At 41.8% G+C, this 18,077-nt stretch carries 12 protein-coding genes, 1 tRNA gene, 2 rRNA genes, 1 other RNA gene and 1 other annotated feature (1 of these 17 cut by a window edge); of the genes, 13 read left to right on the top strand and 3 right to left on the bottom strand.

Going from position 1 to position 18,077, the window contains the following annotated elements:
* Window positions 1-105 precede the first annotated feature (105 nt).
* Both ACVIJU_RS01990 and rrf read left to right on the top strand, forming a co-directional pair.
* Window positions 106-3,038, top strand: a 23S ribosomal RNA gene (locus ACVIJU_RS01990).
* Between the two features lie 138 nt (window positions 3,039-3,176).
* Window positions 3,177-3,292 (top strand): 5S ribosomal RNA (rrf, locus tag ACVIJU_RS01985).
* 86 nt (window positions 3,293-3,378) lie between these two features.
* Here the strand turns inward: rrf and ACVIJU_RS01980 are convergent.
* A complete protein-coding gene (locus ACVIJU_RS01980; RefSeq protein ID WP_063388664.1) occupies window positions 3,379-4,326 on the bottom strand; it encodes a YaaC family protein in 948 nt (315 codons plus the stop codon).
* Window positions 4,327-4,444: 118 nt separating this feature from the next.
* On the opposite strand from ACVIJU_RS01980, the gene guaB reads away from it, so the two are divergent.
* The 5 genes from guaB to serS all read left to right on the top strand — a co-directional run bounded on the left by guaB (window position 4,445) and on the right by serS (window position 10,652).
* On the top strand, window positions 4,445-5,911 hold the full coding sequence (guaB, locus tag ACVIJU_RS01975; RefSeq protein ID WP_063388665.1) for an IMP dehydrogenase: 1,467 nt from the start codon (window positions 4,445-4,447) through the stop codon (window positions 5,909-5,911).
* A 159-nt stretch (window positions 5,912-6,070) separates the two neighbouring features.
* Window positions 6,071-7,429: a serine hydrolase gene (locus ACVIJU_RS01970; RefSeq protein ID WP_117017543.1), complete on the top strand. Its 1,359-nt coding sequence runs from the start codon at window positions 6,071-6,073 to the stop codon at window positions 7,427-7,429.
* Between the two features lie 141 nt (window positions 7,430-7,570).
* Window positions 7,571-8,455 carry a pyridoxal 5'-phosphate synthase lyase subunit PdxS gene (gene pdxS, locus ACVIJU_RS01965; RefSeq protein ID WP_063388667.1) on the top strand — a complete coding sequence of 295 codons (885 nt, stop codon included), beginning with the start codon at window positions 7,571-7,573 and terminating at the stop codon, window positions 8,453-8,455.
* 13 nt (window positions 8,456-8,468) lie between these two features.
* A complete protein-coding gene (pdxT, locus tag ACVIJU_RS01960; RefSeq protein WP_456687193.1) occupies window positions 8,469-9,056 on the top strand; it encodes a pyridoxal 5'-phosphate synthase glutaminase subunit PdxT in 588 nt (195 codons plus the stop codon).
* A gap of 50 nt (window positions 9,057-9,106) precedes the next feature.
* Window positions 9,107-9,323, top strand: a binding site (T-box leader).
* A 48-nt stretch (window positions 9,324-9,371) separates the two neighbouring features.
* The gene (gene serS, locus ACVIJU_RS01955) at window positions 9,372-10,652 is read left to right on the top strand and encodes a serine--tRNA ligase (RefSeq protein ID WP_063388675.1); all 1,281 of its coding nucleotides are present in this window, start codon (window positions 9,372-9,374) and stop codon (window positions 10,650-10,652) included.
* A 74-nt stretch (window positions 10,653-10,726) separates the two neighbouring features.
* Here serS and lhgO read toward each other — a convergent pair whose 3' ends face one another.
* On the bottom strand, window positions 10,727-11,923 hold the full coding sequence (lhgO, locus tag ACVIJU_RS01950; protein ID WP_063388669.1) for an L-2-hydroxyglutarate oxidase: 1,197 nt from the start codon (window positions 11,921-11,923) through the stop codon (window positions 10,727-10,729).
* A 397-nt stretch (window positions 11,924-12,320) separates the two neighbouring features.
* On the opposite strand from lhgO, the gene ACVIJU_RS01945 reads away from it, so the two are divergent.
* Window positions 12,321-12,413 (top strand) — tRNA-Ser (locus tag ACVIJU_RS01945).
* 245 nt (window positions 12,414-12,658) lie between these two features.
* Here the strand turns inward: ACVIJU_RS01945 and ACVIJU_RS01940 are convergent.
* Window positions 12,659-13,945 (bottom strand): LysM peptidoglycan-binding domain-containing protein, encoded by a 1,287-nt coding sequence (locus tag ACVIJU_RS01940; RefSeq protein ID WP_130158354.1) that lies wholly within the window; start codon window positions 13,943-13,945, stop codon window positions 12,659-12,661.
* Between the two features lie 132 nt (window positions 13,946-14,077).
* On the opposite strand from ACVIJU_RS01940, the gene tadA reads away from it, so the two are divergent.
* The 5 genes from tadA to recR all read left to right on the top strand — a co-directional run.
* On the top strand, window positions 14,078-14,566 hold the full coding sequence (gene tadA / locus ACVIJU_RS01935) for a tRNA adenosine(34) deaminase TadA (protein ID WP_456687192.1): 489 nt from the start codon (window positions 14,078-14,080) through the stop codon (window positions 14,564-14,566).
* A gap of 100 nt (window positions 14,567-14,666) precedes the next feature.
* Window positions 14,667-14,931, top strand: an RNA gene (gene ffs / locus ACVIJU_RS01930) — signal recognition particle sRNA large type.
* A gap of 566 nt (window positions 14,932-15,497) precedes the next feature.
* Window positions 15,498-17,180 (top strand): DNA polymerase III subunit gamma/tau, encoded by a 1,683-nt coding sequence (gene dnaX / locus ACVIJU_RS01925; protein WP_063388671.1) that lies wholly within the window; start codon window positions 15,498-15,500, stop codon window positions 17,178-17,180.
* A gap of 30 nt (window positions 17,181-17,210) precedes the next feature.
* Window positions 17,211-17,534, top strand: a complete 324-nt coding sequence (locus ACVIJU_RS01920) for a YbaB/EbfC family nucleoid-associated protein (protein WP_375338795.1) — start codon at window positions 17,211-17,213, stop codon at window positions 17,532-17,534.
* Between the two features lie 13 nt (window positions 17,535-17,547).
* Window positions 17,548-18,077, top strand: partial view of a recombination mediator RecR gene (gene recR, locus ACVIJU_RS01915; protein WP_063388672.1) — the 5' portion only. The gene runs 67 nt beyond the window's last position; only the first 530 of its 597 coding nucleotides appear in the window; its start codon is at window positions 17,548-17,550; the stop codon falls past the right edge of the window.

The raw sequence follows: 18,077 nt of genomic DNA, 5'->3' as shown, positions 1-18,077 counted from the left end.
AGCAACTTAAGCAGCAAGGGAGCTCATTTAAGAAAAAGCATTGTTCTTTGAAAACTGGATAACGGAAAGACATTCACGAATAGATCGCTCATGTTAGGAAGAAACGGTTAAGTTAGAAAGGGCGCACGGTGGATGCCTTGGCACTAGGAGCCGATGAAGGACGGGACAAACACCGAAATGCTTCGGGGAGCTGTAAGTAAGCGTCGATCCGGAGATGTCCGAATGGGGGAACCCACTGCCCGTAATGGGGCAGTATCCATACCTGAATCCAATAGGGTATGGAGGGCAACCCGGGGAACTGAAACATCTAAGTACCCGGAGGAAGAGAAAGCAACAGCGATTCCCTGAGTAGCGGCGAGCGAAACGGGAACAGCCCAAACCAAGAGGCGTGCCTCTTGGGGTTGTAGGACACTCGATTAAGGAGTGACAAAGGAACGGGGTAGACGAAGAGGTCTGGAAAGGCCCGTCAGAGAAGGTAACAACCCTGTAGTCGAAACTCCGTTCCCTCCCGAGTGGATCCTGAGTACGGCGGGACACGTGAAATCCCGTCGGAAGCAGGGAGGACCATCTCCCAAGGCTAAATACTCCCTAGTGACCGATAGTGAACCAGTACCGTGAGGGAAAGGTGAAAAGCACCCCGGGAGGGGAGTGAAAGAGAACCTGAAACCGTGTGCCTACAAGTAGTCAGAGCCCATTAACGGGTGATGGCGTGCCTTTTGTAGAATGAACCGGCGAGTTGCGATTTCGTGCAAGGTTAAGCCGAAAGGCGGAGCCGCAGCGAAAGCGAGTCTGAAGAGGGCGAAATAGTACGAGGTCGCAGACCCGAAACCAGGTGATCTACCCATGTCCAGGGTGAAGGCAAGGTAACACTTGCTGGAGGCCCGAACCCACGCACGTTGAAAAGTGCGGGGATGAGGTGTGGGTAGGGGTGAAATGCCAATCGAACTTGGAGATAGCTGGTTCTCTCCGAAATAGCTTTAGGGCTAGCCTCAAGGGAAGAGTCTTGGAGGTAGAGCACTGATTGGACGAGGGGCCCCCATCGGGTTACCGAATTCAGTCAAACTCCGAATGCCAATGACTTATCCTTGGGAGTCAGACTGCGAGTGATAAGATCCGTGGTCAAAAGGGAAACAGCCCAGACCGCCAGCTAAGGTCCCAAAGTATACGTTAAGTGGAAAAGGATGTGGAGCTGCTTAGACAACCAGGATGTTGGCTTAGAAGCAGCCACCATTTAAAGAGTGCGTAATAGCTCACTGGTCGAGTGGCTCTGCGCCGAAAATGTACCGGGGCTAAACGTATCACCGAAGCTGCGGGTTGACACCGTTGGTGTCAGCGGTAGGAGAGCGTTCTAAGGGCATCGAAGCCGGACCGGAAGGACCGGTGGAGCGCTTAGAAGTGAGAATGTCGGTATGAGTAGCGAAAGAGGGGTGAGAATCCCCTCCGCCGAAAGCCTAAGGTTTCCTGAGGAAGGCTCGTCCGCTCAGGGTTAGTCGGGACCTAAGCCGAGGCCGAAAGGCGTAGGTGATGGACAACAGGTTGATATTCCTGTACCACCTCCTCACCGTTTGAGCAATGGGGGGACGCAGGAGGATAGGGCAAGCGCGCGGCTGGATGTGCGCGTCCAAGCAGTTAGGCTGGCAAGCAGGCAAATCCGCTTGCCGGAAGGCTGAGCTGTGATGGCGAGGGAAAGGAAGTACCGAAGTTCCCGATTCCACACTGCCAAGAAAAGCCTCTAGCGAGGTGAGAGGTGCCCGTACCGCAAACCGACACAGGTAGGCGAGGAGAGAATCCTAAGGTGAGCGAGAGAACTCTCGTTAAGGAACTCGGCAAAATGACCCCGTAACTTCGGGAGAAGGGGTGCTCATCAAGGTGATAAGCCATGATGAGCCGCAGTGAAAAGGCCCAGGCGACTGTTTAGCAAAAACACAGGTCTCTGCGAAACCGTAAGGTGAAGTATAGGGGCTGACGCCTGCCCGGTGCTGGAAGGTTAAGGGGAGCGCTTAGCGAAAAGCGAAGGTGCGAACCGAAGCCCCAGTAAACGGCGGCCGTAACTATAACGGTCCTAAGGTAGCGAAATTCCTTGTCGGGTAAGTTCCGACCCGCACGAAAGGCGTAACGATCTGGGCACTGTCTCAACGAGAGACTCGGTGAAATTATAGTACCTGTGAAGATGCAGGTTACCCGCGACAGGACGGAAAGACCCCGTGGAGCTTTACTGCAGCCTGATATTGAATGTGGGTACAGCTTGTACAGGATAGGTAGGAGCCAGAGACGCGTGAGCGCCAGCTTGCGCTGAGGCGACGGTGGGATACTACCCTGGCTGTACTGACATTCTAACCCGCGCCCCTGATCGGGGCGGGAGACAGTGTCAGGTGGGCAGTTTGACTGGGGCGGTCGCCTCCTAAAAGGTAACGGAGGCGCCCAAAGGTTCCCTCAGAATGGTTGGAAATCATTCGGAGAGTGCAAAGGCAGAAGGGAGCTTGACTGCGAGACCTACAAGTCGAGCAGGGACGAAAGTCGGGCTTAGTGATCCGGTGGTTCCGCATGGAAGGGCCATCGCTCAACGGATAAAAGCTACCCCGGGGATAACAGGCTGATCTCCCCCAAGAGTCCACATCGACGGGGAGGTTTGGCACCTCGATGTCGGCTCATCGCATCCTGGGGCTGTAGTCGGTCCCAAGGGTTGGGCTGTTCGCCCATTAAAGCGGTACGCGAGCTGGGTTCAGAACGTCGTGAGACAGTTCGGTCCCTATCCGTCGCGGGCGCAGGAAATTTGAGAGGAGCTGTCCTTAGTACGAGAGGACCGGGATGGACGCACCGCTGGTGTACCAGTTGTCCCGCCAGGGGCACCGCTGGGTAGCTATGTGCGGAAGGGATAAGCGCTGAAAGCATCTAAGCGTGAAGCCCCCCTCAAGATGAGATTTCCCATCGCTCGAAGCGAGTAAGATCCCTTGAAGATGACGAGGTAGATAGGTCCGAGGTGGAAGCGTGGTGACACGTGGAGCTGACGGATACTAATCGATCGAGGACTTAACCAAGTAAGAGCATCTATTCGTGAAGGAACCGTTATCTAGTTTTGAAAGAATGATATTCAAAAAAGTGTTGACAATTGTGATCAAAAAGTTATAATAATAGTTGTCCATCGAACTGAATGGAATAATGAATACAATAATTTGCTTGGTGGCAATGGCGAAGAGGTCACACCCGTTCCCATCCCGAACACGGAAGTTAAGCTCTTCAGCGCCGATGGTAGTGAGGGTTTGTCCCTTGCGAGAGTAGGACGCTGCCAGGCAAAAACAAAAAGCAGCAAAACAGCTGCTTTTTTTGTATATAATCATATTTTTGTTAAAGGAGCAGCACAACTACCGTTGGCTGCTTTTATCCATTGAAAATATGGTTTAAATACATTAAGGTTAACCAAGGAATTTTTTTTAATGTGATTTCCATAAATTGATGAATAAAAACGTAATCATCACTATGATGGTTATACATAAGATCATACAGCCATTCGGTTTCATATCGGGAAATCATGCTTAAGTTATAAAGCACAAGGTAGTGGATTAATATTTCCGGCATTAATTTTATATCTTCTTTCGCAGCCGGCAGATAATATTGTTTATTATAAAAGTTGAATAAATAGGAGGATTTCCATAAATAGTGAAATTCGGCTGAATGGGAAAAATAAAGTGAATCTACATCTTCGTTTGAAAGCATCCAATGAAGCTGGCTTTGTAAAATCTCAGCAAGACGCTTAGAGGTAATACAGTAACGATTTGCTATTTCTTTATGTACAATGATGAATGTGTCATTTGTCTCAATTGGGATGGTCGTTGGGATTTGTAAATGAAACTGATATAGATCGCTTAATTCGGGGATTCTTTTCAAAAGGGAATCCATGGAAAATTTTTCTCCAGGCGTGTGATTTAATTGAAAAAGATTGAGGGCAGCATGGCGATATAAACCATTTTTTTGCACCTTAACTTCATCTTTTAAAAAGTTATAATTATGTTTTTTTCGTTTCCTTGTTGATACCCCATGGGATAAAACAGCTGAAGAGGAAGGATAATGAGCATCGACTGTCAGAAGCAGTGCCTTTATCAGCTGGCTGATGCCGTAAAAAGCTAAAACCGGTTTGATCATGATCGGGGCTGTATCAGCCATTTTGTAATAATTTTCTCCATGTTTTAAAAAATAAATAAATGTATAGCAGTTTTGATAAGATGTTTGTTCAGGCTCATGCACGTTAAGTTTTTGATAATGTTTGGTAAGCAGCCGTTGGACTGTTTGAGCAGAGTGAAATGATGAATAAAAATTCCAAATCGACAATGAGACCCCTCCATAACAACTATTCTAAAAATTTAAATTCTTTGTGGATTTCTTGACAGCATCTTTAGCAATTGTTAATCTACATATAATATTTTGCCGTGATTAGGGGGTTTTAATAATGTGGGAATCAAAATTTTTAAAGGAAGGCTTAACGTTCGATGATGTTTTGTTAATTCCTGCTAAGTCAGAGGTTTTGCCGCGTGATGTGGACTTAAGTGTTGAGCTAACGAAGACGTTAAAATTGAATATTCCAATTATCAGCGCAGGAATGGATACTGTTACCGAATCAGAAATGGCGATTGCTATGGCGCGCCAAGGAGGATTGGGCATTATCCATAAAAATATGTCGATTGAACAGCAAGCTGAGCAAGTAGATAAAGTAAAACGTTCTGAGCGCGGTGTTATTACAGATCCGTTTTTCCTTACTCCGGACCATCAAGTATATGATGCGGAACATTTAATGAGCAAATATCGGATTTCTGGTGTTCCGATTGTGAACAATGCAGAGGAACAAAAGCTTGTAGGTATTATTACAAACAGAGATTTACGTTTTATACAAGATTATTCTACAAAAATTTCTGAAGTGATGACGAAAGAAAATCTAGTTACAGCTCCTGTAGGCACAACATTGGAAGAAGCTGAAAAAGTTTTGCAAAAATATAAAATTGAAAAGCTCCCGATTGTAGATGATAAAGGCATATTAAAAGGCCTTATTACGATTAAAGATATTGAAAAAGTAATTGAGTTTCCAAATTCAGCTAAAGATGCCCATGGAAGATTGATCGTCGGCGCTGCAGTAGGTGTAACATCTGATACGATGCTGCGCGTTAAAAAACTAGTGGAAGCAAATGTGGATGTTATTGTCGTGGATACGGCGCATGGACATTCAAAAGGAGTTTTAGAAACAGTAAGGAAAATTCGTGATGCTTATCCAGATTTAAATATTATTGCAGGAAATGTTGCAACAGCTGAAGGAACGAGAGCTCTCATAGAAGCTGGAGCAGACATTGTGAAGGTTGGAATTGGCCCTGGTTCCATTTGTACTACTCGTGTGGTAGCTGGTGTTGGGGTACCGCAAATTACAGCCATATATGATTGTGCGACAGAAGCAAGAAAGCACGGAGTAGCTATCATTGCTGATGGCGGAATAAAATATTCAGGAGATATTGTAAAAGCATTGGCTGCAGGTGGACATGCCGTCATGTTAGGAAGTTTGCTTGCAGGTACATCTGAAAGCCCGGGAGAAACAGAAATTTACCAGGGGCGTCGATTTAAAGTATATCGCGGCATGGGTTCAGTTGCAGCGATGGAAAAAGGTAGCAAAGACCGTTATTTCCAAGAAGACAACAAAAAATTTGTTCCAGAAGGAATTGAAGGCCGCATCCCATATAAAGGACCGTTGGCAGAGACAATTTACCAACTTGTCGGCGGTGTGAGATCAGGTATGGGATATTGCGGAGCAAAAAATTTATATGAGCTTCGTGAGCATTCACAATTTATCCGGATGACTGGTGCAGGATTAAGAGAAAGCCATCCGCATGATGTTCAAATTACAAAAGAGGCCCCTAATTATTCCATTTCTTAACAACTGACAGTTCAATAGTCTTATTTAAAAAATTACGACTTTTAGACAGAGTAGAGACTCTGTCTATTTTTTTTATAAGATGTATGTTAAAATCAATTTTGTTGTGTTAACTATTAATTATTTTTTAAAATAGATATTTTCAAATAAATGGAGGTAATCATGGTGCACTTCACGAAAAAATTCATCTCGGCTCTCGTCATCACGTTTTTATTGATGACGGCATTTTCCCCTTTGTCTCCCAAAATAAATGCTGAAGAAAATGACCCATTGGGCATCAATGCCTCTGCAGCCATTGCCGTTGAAGCCTCTACAGGGAAAATTGTGTACGGAAAAAATATTGATAAAACTCTTGGAGTTGCAAGTATGACAAAAATGATGACTGAATACTTGCTGCTGGAAGCGATCCATGAAAAGAAAGTTTCTTGGGATCAAACATATCGTCCAAGTGATTATGTTTACAAAATTTCCCAAAATCGTAGTTTATCCAATGTCCCTTTAAGAAAAGATGGAAGTTATACAATAAAAGAGTTATATGAAGCAATGGCCATTTATTCTGCAAATGGTGCGGCGATTGCAGTGGCAGAAGTGATCGGTGGATCGGAAACAAATTTTGTGAAAATGATGAATGAAAAAGCGAAAGAACTAGGCTTGAAGCATACGAAGTTTGTAAATGCGACAGGTTTAAACAATAGAGACTTAATGGGGATGCATCCGGAAGGAACAGGTGAGGAAGAAGAAAATGTAATGTCTGCGAGAGACGTTGCCAGCCTTGCGTACCATCTTTTAAAGGAGTATCCTGAGATTTTAGAAACGGCCAAAATTACGAGAAAAGCTTTTCGAGAAGGTACGGATGATGAGATTAAAATGGAAAACTGGAACTGGATGCTGCCTGGATTAGTTTATGGTACAGAAGGTGTAGACGGGTTAAAAACAGGATATACCGATTTTGCGGGCTCCTGCTTTACGGGAACAGCCGAACGGAACGGAATGCGAATCATCACAGTTGTTATGAATGCGAAAGGTAAAGGGAGCAACAATTACGTACATCGTTTTAGTGAAACTAGAAAACTAATGGACTATGTTTTCAGCAATTTTTCCATTGAGGAATTATTTCCTGCGCAATATCAAATAAAAAATAAATCAACTGTATCTGTTGTAAAAGGAAAAGAGAAAAAAGTAGAAATAGAAACAAAAGATTCTTTAAAGCTCCCTATTAAACGTGGGGAAAAAGACCAGTATGAGCCGAAATATGTTTTAGATAAAAAGCTTTTAACTGCGAACGGAGAGCTGACTGCACCAATTAAAAAGGGCGCCAAGGTCGGGTATATGTCCGTAGAATATAAAGGGAACAGCCAGGATTACGGATTTGTAACAGGTGAATCCGAAGCGAAAGTTGATGTAGTGACAAAAACAAAAGTCGAAAAAGCTAACTGGTTTGTATTATCAATGAGAGGCATTGGCAGTTTTTTTGGTGATGTATGGAACGGAGCAGCAAACATGGTAAAAAGCTGGTTTTAATGCATAACTCCTAACATTTTGTTGGGGGTTTTTACTATATTTAAAATAAAAGAAATCCTTGAAATTTGATAGGAATTTTATAAAAATTAGGATAAAATAGACGTATGCATTTGAATGTATCATTAAGGAGGAACTATAGAAATGGCAATTACAGGTACTGATCGAGTAAAAAGGGGAATGGCCGAAATGCAAAAAGGCGGCGTCATCATGGATGTGGTCAATGCAGAACAGGCCAAAATTGCTGAAGAAGCAGGTGCGGTTGCCGTCATGGCGCTGGAAAGAGTTCCTGCTGACATTCGTGCGGCAGGCGGGGTTGCCCGCATGGCTGATCCGACGATTATTGAAGAGGTCATGAACGCGGTTACGATTCCAGTAATGGCAAAATGCCGTATTGGACATATTGTAGAAGCTCGAGTATTAGAAGCGCTCGGTGTTGATTATATTGATGAAAGTGAAGTGTTGACACCGGCTGATGAAGAGTTTCATATAAATAAGCGGGAATTTACGGTTCCATTTGTTTGTGGCTGCCGTGATTTAGGAGAAGCAGCTCGCCGAATTGGAGAAGGTGCTTCCATGCTCAGAACGAAGGGCGAACCGGGAACTGGCAACATTGTAGAAGCAGTTCGTCACATGCGGAAAGTGAATGCACAGGTTCGGAAAATTGTCGGCATGAGCGAAGATGAGCTAATGACGGAAGCAAAAAATTTAGGAGCCCCGTATGAAGTGCTGCTACAAATTAAAAAGGAAGGACGACTCCCTGTCGTGAATTTTGCTGCTGGCGGCGTTGCAACACCTGCTGACGCAGCGTTGATGATGCAGCTTGGTGCAGATGGTGTGTTTGTCGGTTCAGGTATTTTTAAATCTGAAAATCCAGGAAAGTATGCCCGGGCAATTGTGGAAGCGACCACACACTATGAGGATTATGAATTAATCGCTCATTTATCGAAAGATCTTGGAACTGCGATGAAAGGGATCGATATTTCTTCATTGCTTCCGGAACATCGTATGCAAGAACGTGGTTGGTAAAGGAGAATACAAAATGAAAGTAGGAGTTTTGGCACTCCAAGGTGCTGTGAGGGAGCATATTCAGTCAATCGAAGCTTGTGGTGCAGAAGGCGTAAAAATTAAAAAATCCGAACAATTGCAAAATATCGATGGACTTATTTTACCAGGCGGCGAAAGCACGACAATGAGAAGATTGATTGAAAAGTATGGGTTGATGGACCCTTTGAAAGAATTTATAAAGGGAGGAAAACCTGTTTTCGGTACATGTGCTGGTCTTATTTTGCTGGCGAAGCAAATTGTGGGACAAGATGAACCGCACCTTGGTGTATTGGATGTGGTCGTTGAACGGAATTCTTTCGGCCGTCAGCGTGAAAGTTTTGAAGCGGAATTAACCATTGCAGGAGTTGGGGACGATTTTATAGGTGTGTTTATTCGCGCTCCGCATATTGTAGAAGCAGGAGAAAATGTTGAAATTTTAGCAAAACATGAGGATCGAATTGTTGCTGTTCGACAAGGCCACATTCTTGGATGTTCATTCCATCCGGAATTGACGGATGATCATCGATTTGTGCAATATTTTTTAAATATAGTGAAGGAATCAAACGAGAAAGTTCATGCATAAAAAAGTTGAACAAACCCTAAACTTATAGTAAATTTATGAATATAAATAGATGCAAAGCAATGAGAGGAACTAGTAGCAAGTTGTTTTTCTTAAGAGAGCTGGTGGTTGGTGGAAACCAGTGAAAAACGCTTGTGAATCCGTCCTTGAGTGAAATGCTGAATGCAAGTTTTTGTTAGTAAGCATTTACGGCAAAAACCGTTACCTTTGTAAGTGGAAGGCTGATGCCTTCAAGCAGGGTGGCAACGCGGGTATACTCTCGTCCCTTTTTGGACGGGAGTTTTTATTTTGAATATAAAAGCGAAAGGAGTGTCCATGATGCTTGATATGAAATTTTTACGGTCAAATTTTGAAGAAATAAAAAAGAAGCTTGAACACCGTGGAGAGGATTTAACTGATTTTGATCAATTTGTTGACTTGGATAAAAAGCGTCGTGAACTAATTGTTACGACGGAAGAATTAAAAAGCAAAAGAAATGAAGTATCTTCTAAAATCGCCGAATTGAAAAGAGAAAAGAAAGACACAGATCATTTAATTCAAGAAATGCGTCAAGTAGGAGAACGCATCAAAACACTTGATGAGGAATTAAAAGAGATTGAAGAAAAGTTAGAAACCTTGATTTTGTCGATTCCAAACATTCCGCATGAGAGCGTTCCAGTCGGCGATTCAGAGGAAGATAATGTAGAAGTCCGCAAATGGGGAGAAATCCCGACCTTTCGTTTTGAACCAAAACCTCATTGGGAAATTGCCGACCAATTAGGAATTCTCGATTTTGAAAGAGCCGGCAAGGTGACCGGCAGCCGCTTTGTATTTTATAAAGGTTTGGGCGCAAGATTAGAAAGGGCGCTTATCAGTTTTATGATAGATTTGCACGTTGAAGAACATGGGTATGAGGAAGTTTTGCCTCCGTATATAGTGAACCGTACAAGCATGATCGGAACAGGACAGCTTCCGAAGTTTGAGGAAGACGCTTTTAAAATTCAAGGTGAGGATTATTTCTTAATACCAACAGCGGAAGTTCCTGTCACAAATTTGCACCGTGATGAAATTTTACAGGAGAAGCAGCTTCCAATCAATTATGTAGCGTACAGCGCTTGCTTTCGTTCTGAGGCAGGGGCGGCCGGAAGAGATACGCGCGGCCTTATTCGCCAGCATCAATTTAACAAAGTGGAGCTTGTGAAAATTGTAAAGCCTGAAGATTCTTATGAGGAATTAGAAAAATTAACAAGTCATGCTGAAAACGTATTGAAGCTGTTAGGACTTCCATATCGAGTTATGAGCATGTGTACAGCTGATTTAGGCTTTACGGCAGCAAAAAAATATGATCTTGAAGTATGGCTTCCAAGCTATCAAACATATCGTGAAATTTCTTCTTGCAGCAACTTTGAAGCGTTTCAGGCTCGCCGGGCGAATATACGGTTCCGACGGGATCCGAAAGCAAAGCCTGAGCATGTGCATACGTTAAATGGTTCTGGGCTTGCAATAGGTCGTACAGTAGCAGCCATTTTGGAAAATTACCAGCAAGAAGACGGATCTGTCGTCATTCCGGAAGTGCTGCGTCCATATATGGGAAATAAAACAGTAATTAGTAAAAAGTAATTCTTACTGAATAGAAAAAATGAAAGGGGGGAGGAGGGGTTCCTCCATATCCCCCTTTTATGTACAAATGTATTTTATATAGGCTGCCGTTGTATCATTTGTTTGGCAATTGTTCTTCCTATTTCAATGGATGCTGTCGCTGCAGGAGATGGAGCGTTCAGCACATGAATGGACCGTTTCGTTGGTACAATATAAAAATCATCGATTAAAGCCCCGTCTTTACTTAAAGCTTGAGCTCGGACACCAGATGGTCCAGGCAGCAAATCTTCTTCTGTAATATCGGGCATGAGTTTTTGAACATTTTCGACAAACTTTTTCTTTGACATCGATCGAATCATTTCTTCGAGTCCTTCTTTCATATATTGACCTGCTAATTTCCAAAAACCGGGGAACGTTAATACTTCAAACAAATCTTTCATATTTGCGTCGCTTTTTTTATACCCTTCTCTTTTCAAGCTTAAAACAGCATTTGGACCTATATCTATAGATCCGTCAATCATTCTAGTAAAGTGAACGCCTAAAAATGGAAAATTAGGATTTGGTACAGGATAGATTAAGTTTTTAACTAAATATGATTTTTGCGGATTTAACATATAATATTCTCCACGGAATGGAACAATTTTCACATCCGTATACAGATTTGCTATTTTAGCAATACGATCGCTGTTAAGTCCTGCACAATTTATAAAAAAACGGCTTTGAAAGGTTTTGTTTGCTGTTTCAACGATAACTTCTTGTTTTTTTTCATGAATCACTTCTACTTTTTCGTTTAAAAAGATCTCCCCGCCCTTTTCGAGGATTAAATCTGCCATCCGTTCACTAACAAGACGGAAATTTACAATACCTGTTGATGGAACATGAATGGCTTCTATTCCATTCACATAAGGTTCAAATTCATGAAGCTCCTCCTTTGAAATTTTCCGGATATTGAGGCCGTTTTTTAATCCGCGTTGGAACAACTTCTCAAGCTCCTCCCGCTCATGTTCATCGCTAGCAACGATTACTTTGCCGCAGACTTCATAAGGGATATCGTATTTTTGGCAAAACATGATCATTGCCTGATTACCTTTTTTCGCAAGCTGCGCCTTATAGCTCCCGGGCTTGTAATATATACCGGAATGGATCACCCCGCTGTTATGACCCGTTTGATGGGAGGCAACTTTATTTTCTTTTTCGATTATTGCCACTTTTGCGTTTGGGTGTTGTTCATATATTGCCAATGCAGTGGATAAGCCGACTATTCCTCCACCGACAATTACATAATCATACATATTTTTCTCCGTCCTCCTCTAGTCATCCGCAAGCTTCTCACTCTGATTTTTTAAGGGATTTACGTTTTGCACTAGGCTTCAGTTGTTTTTATACATGCTGTTTTAAAAGCGCGGCAAATCAATGCAAAGATAGCAGCCGATTGCGGGGAAAAGATGCCTTTGTTCATGTCCCGAAAAAAACTAGTGTCCATTTGTGAGCGCTTTAAATTAACTTGCAATACAAGTTTATAACATGATGAATGAAATACAATCGATTTTTTTTCGAATTTTTTAATTTTTTCTATTTAAAAAAATAAGCTTCTTTGTAAAGAAGCGTTTAAGGAAAAAAATTATTTGATAACTTTTATGAGTTTATTGACATACATTTTATACTGTGCTATATTAGTCCATGTCATATGGAGGAGTACCCAAGTCTGGCTGAAGGGGTCGGTCTTGAAAACCGAGAGGCGGGTCAAACCGCGCGGGGGTTCGAATCCCTCCTCCTCCGCCATTATTTACCGAGTGCGCATAAATTGGAGATTGGCTAAATTCGTTACGGGCTGTAACGAATTTTTTATTTTTTAAAACAAAATGGCTAATCCTCATGGAAAACAAAAATCATCGATATAAACGTTAAAGGGGCGTCTATAAGCTGAAAAGCAACTTATTAGGCACCTCTTTTATTTTTTTGAAAAACAAAACAGAAATTTCTCATATTTAAGATCATTTGATCAATAGTTGTTTATAAAGAAGTATTTATTTTTTTACGACTTGAAAATTATCGATAATCAACAGCCAATTTTGCGGAAACGAAATTCCTAGTTTCCAATAGCTGACACCTCGCAAATGCAGCTCTTTTACAAGATCGAATTTGGCCTGTATGGAACGGGCATCTTCAAACCAAACTTCATGAACCTTTTGGTTTTCATCCGTATATCGAAAAGTAGGGGCTTGGGCTTCTTCATCAAATTTGATTTCTGCATTGTATTTTGATGCAAGCTGAATCGCCTGCTGCGGACTTATCGCTTTTGCGTAAGGCCCGCCTTGCACAAAGGGAAGAGTCCAGTCATAACCGTATAAATTTTGTCCCATCATAATTTTCTGTGGAGGAATCTCCGTAACGGCATATTCGAGTACATCACGGACTGGGCCGATAGGAGAAACAGCCATTGGCGGTCCGCCGCTGTACCCCCATTCATATGTCATAATGACGACCCAATCCACAATTTCTCCATGTGCTTTATAGTCGTGGGCCTCGTACCATTGTCCTTTTTGCTCTGCGCTTGTTTTAGGGGCTAATGCAGAGGAAATGAACCACCCTTCACTGTGAATCCTGTCTCTCGCCCTTCGCAAAAATTGATTATAGGCTTCCCGGTCGGCAGGAAACAAATATTCAAAATCAAAGTGAATATCTCGAAACTGATATTTTTTTGCTGTGGCAATAATATTATTTAAAAATTTAGTTTGTACATCATCGTCTGTCAGCAATATATGCCCTAACTCTGCACTAAATTGATTGTTCTCCAAATTTGTGACAGCCATTGAAAACACTAAATTTTGTTCATTAGCAATAGTTTGCAAGTTCCCAATCGGTGGCTCTTTTAAAGAACCGTCACGTTGTGCTTGAAAGCTAAAATGGGTAAGGTAGGTTAAATAAGGGGCAGTCTCTCTTGCGCTGTCTTCGAGATTTTGGCTGACTTGAGCACCAAGCGGTTCTAAATATACATTAAATTCTGCTTGCCGTTTAGGCCGTTCTGGGATATATAATCGAAGGCCAATAGGCAATAATTGATTTATATTCAGTCCATTTACTGCTGCAAGCTCAAATACAGACGTACCAAATTTTCTTGAAATGCTCCAAAGGCTGTCTCCCCGTTGAACGGTGTAAAATTGTCCGATGATTGGAATAACAATTGCTTGACCTACAACAAGCTGATCAGGATTAGGAATTTCATTTGCTTCAACGATGGCTGTTATAGATGTTCCATATGTTTGTGCAATGGAATAAAGCGTTTGCCCAGATTGAACAACATGAATTAGCAAAATCATGACCTCCTGTAAAAACTGTTTGTAAATTTTATGTTTTCATCGCAGAAAACATGCTTTTGGAAAAGGTTGAAAGGAACCCGCACTTTTTTTAAGATGAAATTATATCGATAGGATGAGGAGCAAAAAATGACTAAAGACGAATATTATATGACTTTAGCAATTGAAGAGGCGAAGAAGGCGGAAAAGATTGGCGAGGTTCCGATTGGTGCTGTGCTTGTTGTAGATGATGTAGTGGTTGCAAAAGCTCATAATTTGAGGGAAACCGAGCAGAGGTCAATCGCTCATGCGGAAATATTGGCAATTGAAGAGGCGTGCAGGAAGCTTCGAACGTGGAGACTCGAGAACTCGACGCTATATGTGACGCTTGAGCCATGTCCAATGTGTGCAGGAGCGATTGTAATGTCAAGAATTGAACGTGTAGTTTTCGGCGCTTTCGATCCGAAGGCTGGTTGTGCAGGAACGTTAATGAATTTATTAAATGAACCTCGTTTCAATCATCAAACAGAAGTAATTTCAGGCGTGAAGCAGGAGCAATGCAGTGAAATGTTAACCTGTTTTTTTCAAAAGTTGCGGGAAGAGAAAAAACGGTTGAAAATGAAAAATAAAAACAATTGAATTTTTTAACATATTGGGAAGCGTTGCATTTTCTCGAAAAAACATATATACTAAATTTGCGTCCTTAAACGGCGCAAAGTGAAAATCGGTTTAAACTTTGCCGTGCTAAGCGGGGAGGTAGCGGTGCCCTGTACTCGCAATCCGCTCTAGCGAGGCCGAATTCCTTCTCGAGGTTAGTATATTTTAGGGTCTGCCTCAAGTAAGTGGTGTTGACGTTTGGGTCCTGTGCAATGAGAATCCATGAACCATGTCAGGTCCGGAAGGAAGCAGCATTAAGTGGAAGCTCTCATGTGCCGCAGGGTTGCCTGAACTGAGCTAACTGCTTGAGTAACGCCTAGGGTTGCTAATCGACAGAAGGTGCACGGCAGTTATCATATCAAACAATAAGATCCCCTTATAGTAGGCAGAAAAAGAAAAGTCTGTCAACTATAAGGGGATTTTTTCGATGAGAGAAATATGAACAGCGTATGATGTAAAGCTTAAAAAATGTAATGAGGACATTGGTTTAAAATATGGATTGATGCATGATGGGGAAAACACTTTAAGCAGAAAGAAATGAAGAAAATATTAGGAAGACTTTAAAACTCCCCAAGAAGATCTTGAAACAAAAGTATCCTTAGCGGCTAAAACCATACAGAATACGCCGTCCCATTTCAAGTCTCATCCATACTTTTTCCGCACGTCCGAAAAGATGAAGGATGCATTATGCAATATAACTATCAACGGCTTCAAAAGAGAAACAGCTTAAAGTCCTAATGAATATTGGTCTCAGGCTGTTTACATGTGCTGTCTATTTAACTGGAGACGTTTTTACAGAGATCGGTTATATTTTTTTTCATAAGTTTTTTATCCTTCTTATGGAAAACTTACATTCGTTTAAACAATCAGGTATAATAAATGAAAGATTACTGTATAAAGGGGAGGGCGTTACTTGAGTTATCAGGCTTTATACCGAGCATGGAGGCCACAGCAGTTTCGTGATGTCGTGGGACAAGAACACGTCACGAAAACATTGCAAAATGCCCTTTTACAAAATAAATTTTCGCATGCTTATCTTTTCACAGGTCCTAGAGGAACAGGTAAAACAAGCGCTGCAAAAATATTTGCGAAAGCTGTCAACTGCCAACAAGCACCAATTGCAGAGCCTTGTAATGAGTGTCCTGCATGTAAAGGAATCACGGAAGGATCGATTTCGGACGTTATTGAAATTGATGCAGCTTCTAATAATGGAGTAGATGAAATTCGCGATATTCGCGATAAAGTCAAATTTGCACCTGCGGCGGTCAAATATAAAGTATATATTATTGATGAAGTTCATATGCTTTCAATCGGAGCATTTAATGCTTTATTAAAAACGCTTGAAGAACCTCCAAAACATGTGATTTTTATTTTGGCTACAACTGAACCTCATAAAATTCCGCTTACCATTATTTCGAGATGTCAACGCTTTGATTTCCGGCGTATTTCTGTTCAATCCATCGTACGTCGCATGAAGGAAATTGTGGAAAATCAATCGATCAAGGTTGAAGAGGAAGCGTTAAAGGTTATTGCGAGCTCGGCTGATGGTGGGATGCGAGATGCACTGAGTCTGTTGGACCAAGCCATCTCTTTTAGCGATGATAAAGTCACATTGGAGGATGTATTATTTATAACAGGATCGGTTTCTCATAAGATGCTCGCAAATTTGGTCCGATTTATTTTTGAGAACAATGTTACGGAAGCTTTAAAAACTATCCACGAATGGTTGGATCAAGGGAAAGATCCTTTAAAATTAATTGAAGATCTCATTTATTACTATCGCGACATGTTATTATATAAATCGGCTCCAAACTTAGAGGAAGTAATGGAACGAGTCGCAATAGACGATGCGTTCGTTTCATTGTGCGAACAAATTCCTATTGAGCAAATTTATGAGACGATTGAAGTTTTGAATCAAAGCCAGCAGGAGATGAAATGGACGAATCATCCCCGTATTTTTGTAGAAGTAGCGATTGTGAAATTATGTCAAACTGAGCGTGTGCAGCCGCCTTCAGTTCATTATGAAGAACTTCTTAATCGAATACAGGAACTTGAACGCACAATATCTTCATTAGTTCAGCATGGAGTTCAAGAACAGTCGCCAGTTAAACAAGAAGCAAAAGTACAAAAAACAATTCAAAGCGGTTATAAAACGCCTGTTGACCGCATTTATGATATTTTGAGAAATGCTACTCGAAAAGATTTGGATTTAGTGAAAAGCCGATGGGGAGATCTGTTAACAACGCTAAAGCAGCAAAATAAAGTGTCGCATGCAGCCCTTTTAAATGAAAGTGAACCAGTTGCTGCTTGCGAATATGCTTTTGTGCTAAAATTTAAATATGAAATCCATTGTAAAATGGTGGCGGAAAATCAAAATCATGTATTAACAAACCTCCAAACGATTTTACAAGGACTCATTGGACGTCAAATGGAGATGATTGGCGTTCCGGAGAAAGAATGGGGTAAAATAAGGGAGGATTATTTGCGCAATCAACGATCAGACGATGCACATCAACAGGAGCATGAAGACGAAGATCCGCTTATTGCCGAAGCAAAAAAATTAGTTGGCACGGATCTGATTGAAATAAAAGAGTAAATAAATGCTTATGGAGGAGATAATATGATGATGCGTGGCGGTATGGGAAACATGCAAAAAATGATGAAGCAAATGCAAAAAATGCAAAAGGAGATGCAAAAGGCTCAGGAGGAGCTTGCTGAAAAAAAAGTGGAGGGAACTGCTGGCGGCGGTATGGTCACGGTTGTTGCAAACGGACATAAGGAAATTTTAGAAGTGAAAATCAATGAAGATGTTGTAGATCCTGAAGATATTGAAATGCTTCAAGATTTGGTATTGGCAGCAACAAACGATGCTCTTCGCAAAGTGGATGAGTTAACAAGCGAAACGATGGGAAGATTTACTAAAGGTATGAATTTGCCTGGGTTGTTCTAGGAGGATCTATTCGATGCAATATCCAGAACCGATATCAAAACTTATTGATAGCTTTATGAAGCTGCCAGGAATTGGTCCGAAAACGGCCGTTCGTCTGGCCTTTTTTGTTTTAAATATGAAGGAAGAAACAGTATTGGATTTCGCGAAAGCGCTTGTCAATGCAAAACGAAATTTATCATATTGCTCGATTTGCGGTCATATTACAGATGAAGATCCATGTTATCTTTGCAAAGATGAGCGCCGCGACAGAAGCATAATATGTGTGGTTCAAGACCCGAAAGACGTCATTGCAATGGAAAAAATGAAAGAATATAACGGTCTATATCATGTTCTGCATGGCGCCATTTCGCCAATGGACGGGATTGGTCCTGAAGATATTAATATCCCTGATTTGCTAAAACGTCTGCAAAATGATGAAATTCAAGAAGTAATTTTAGCAACAAATCCGAACATTGAGGGAGAAGCGACAGCAATGTATATCTCTCGCCTTTTAAAGCCTACAGGCATAAAAATCACAAGAATTGCTCATGGGCTGCCTGTTGG

It is taken from the genome of Aeribacillus sp. SP014 (assembly GCF_054055575.1).
Note: the sequence above shows the minus strand (reverse complement) of the source record. Positions and strands in the feature narration are given on the sequence as shown.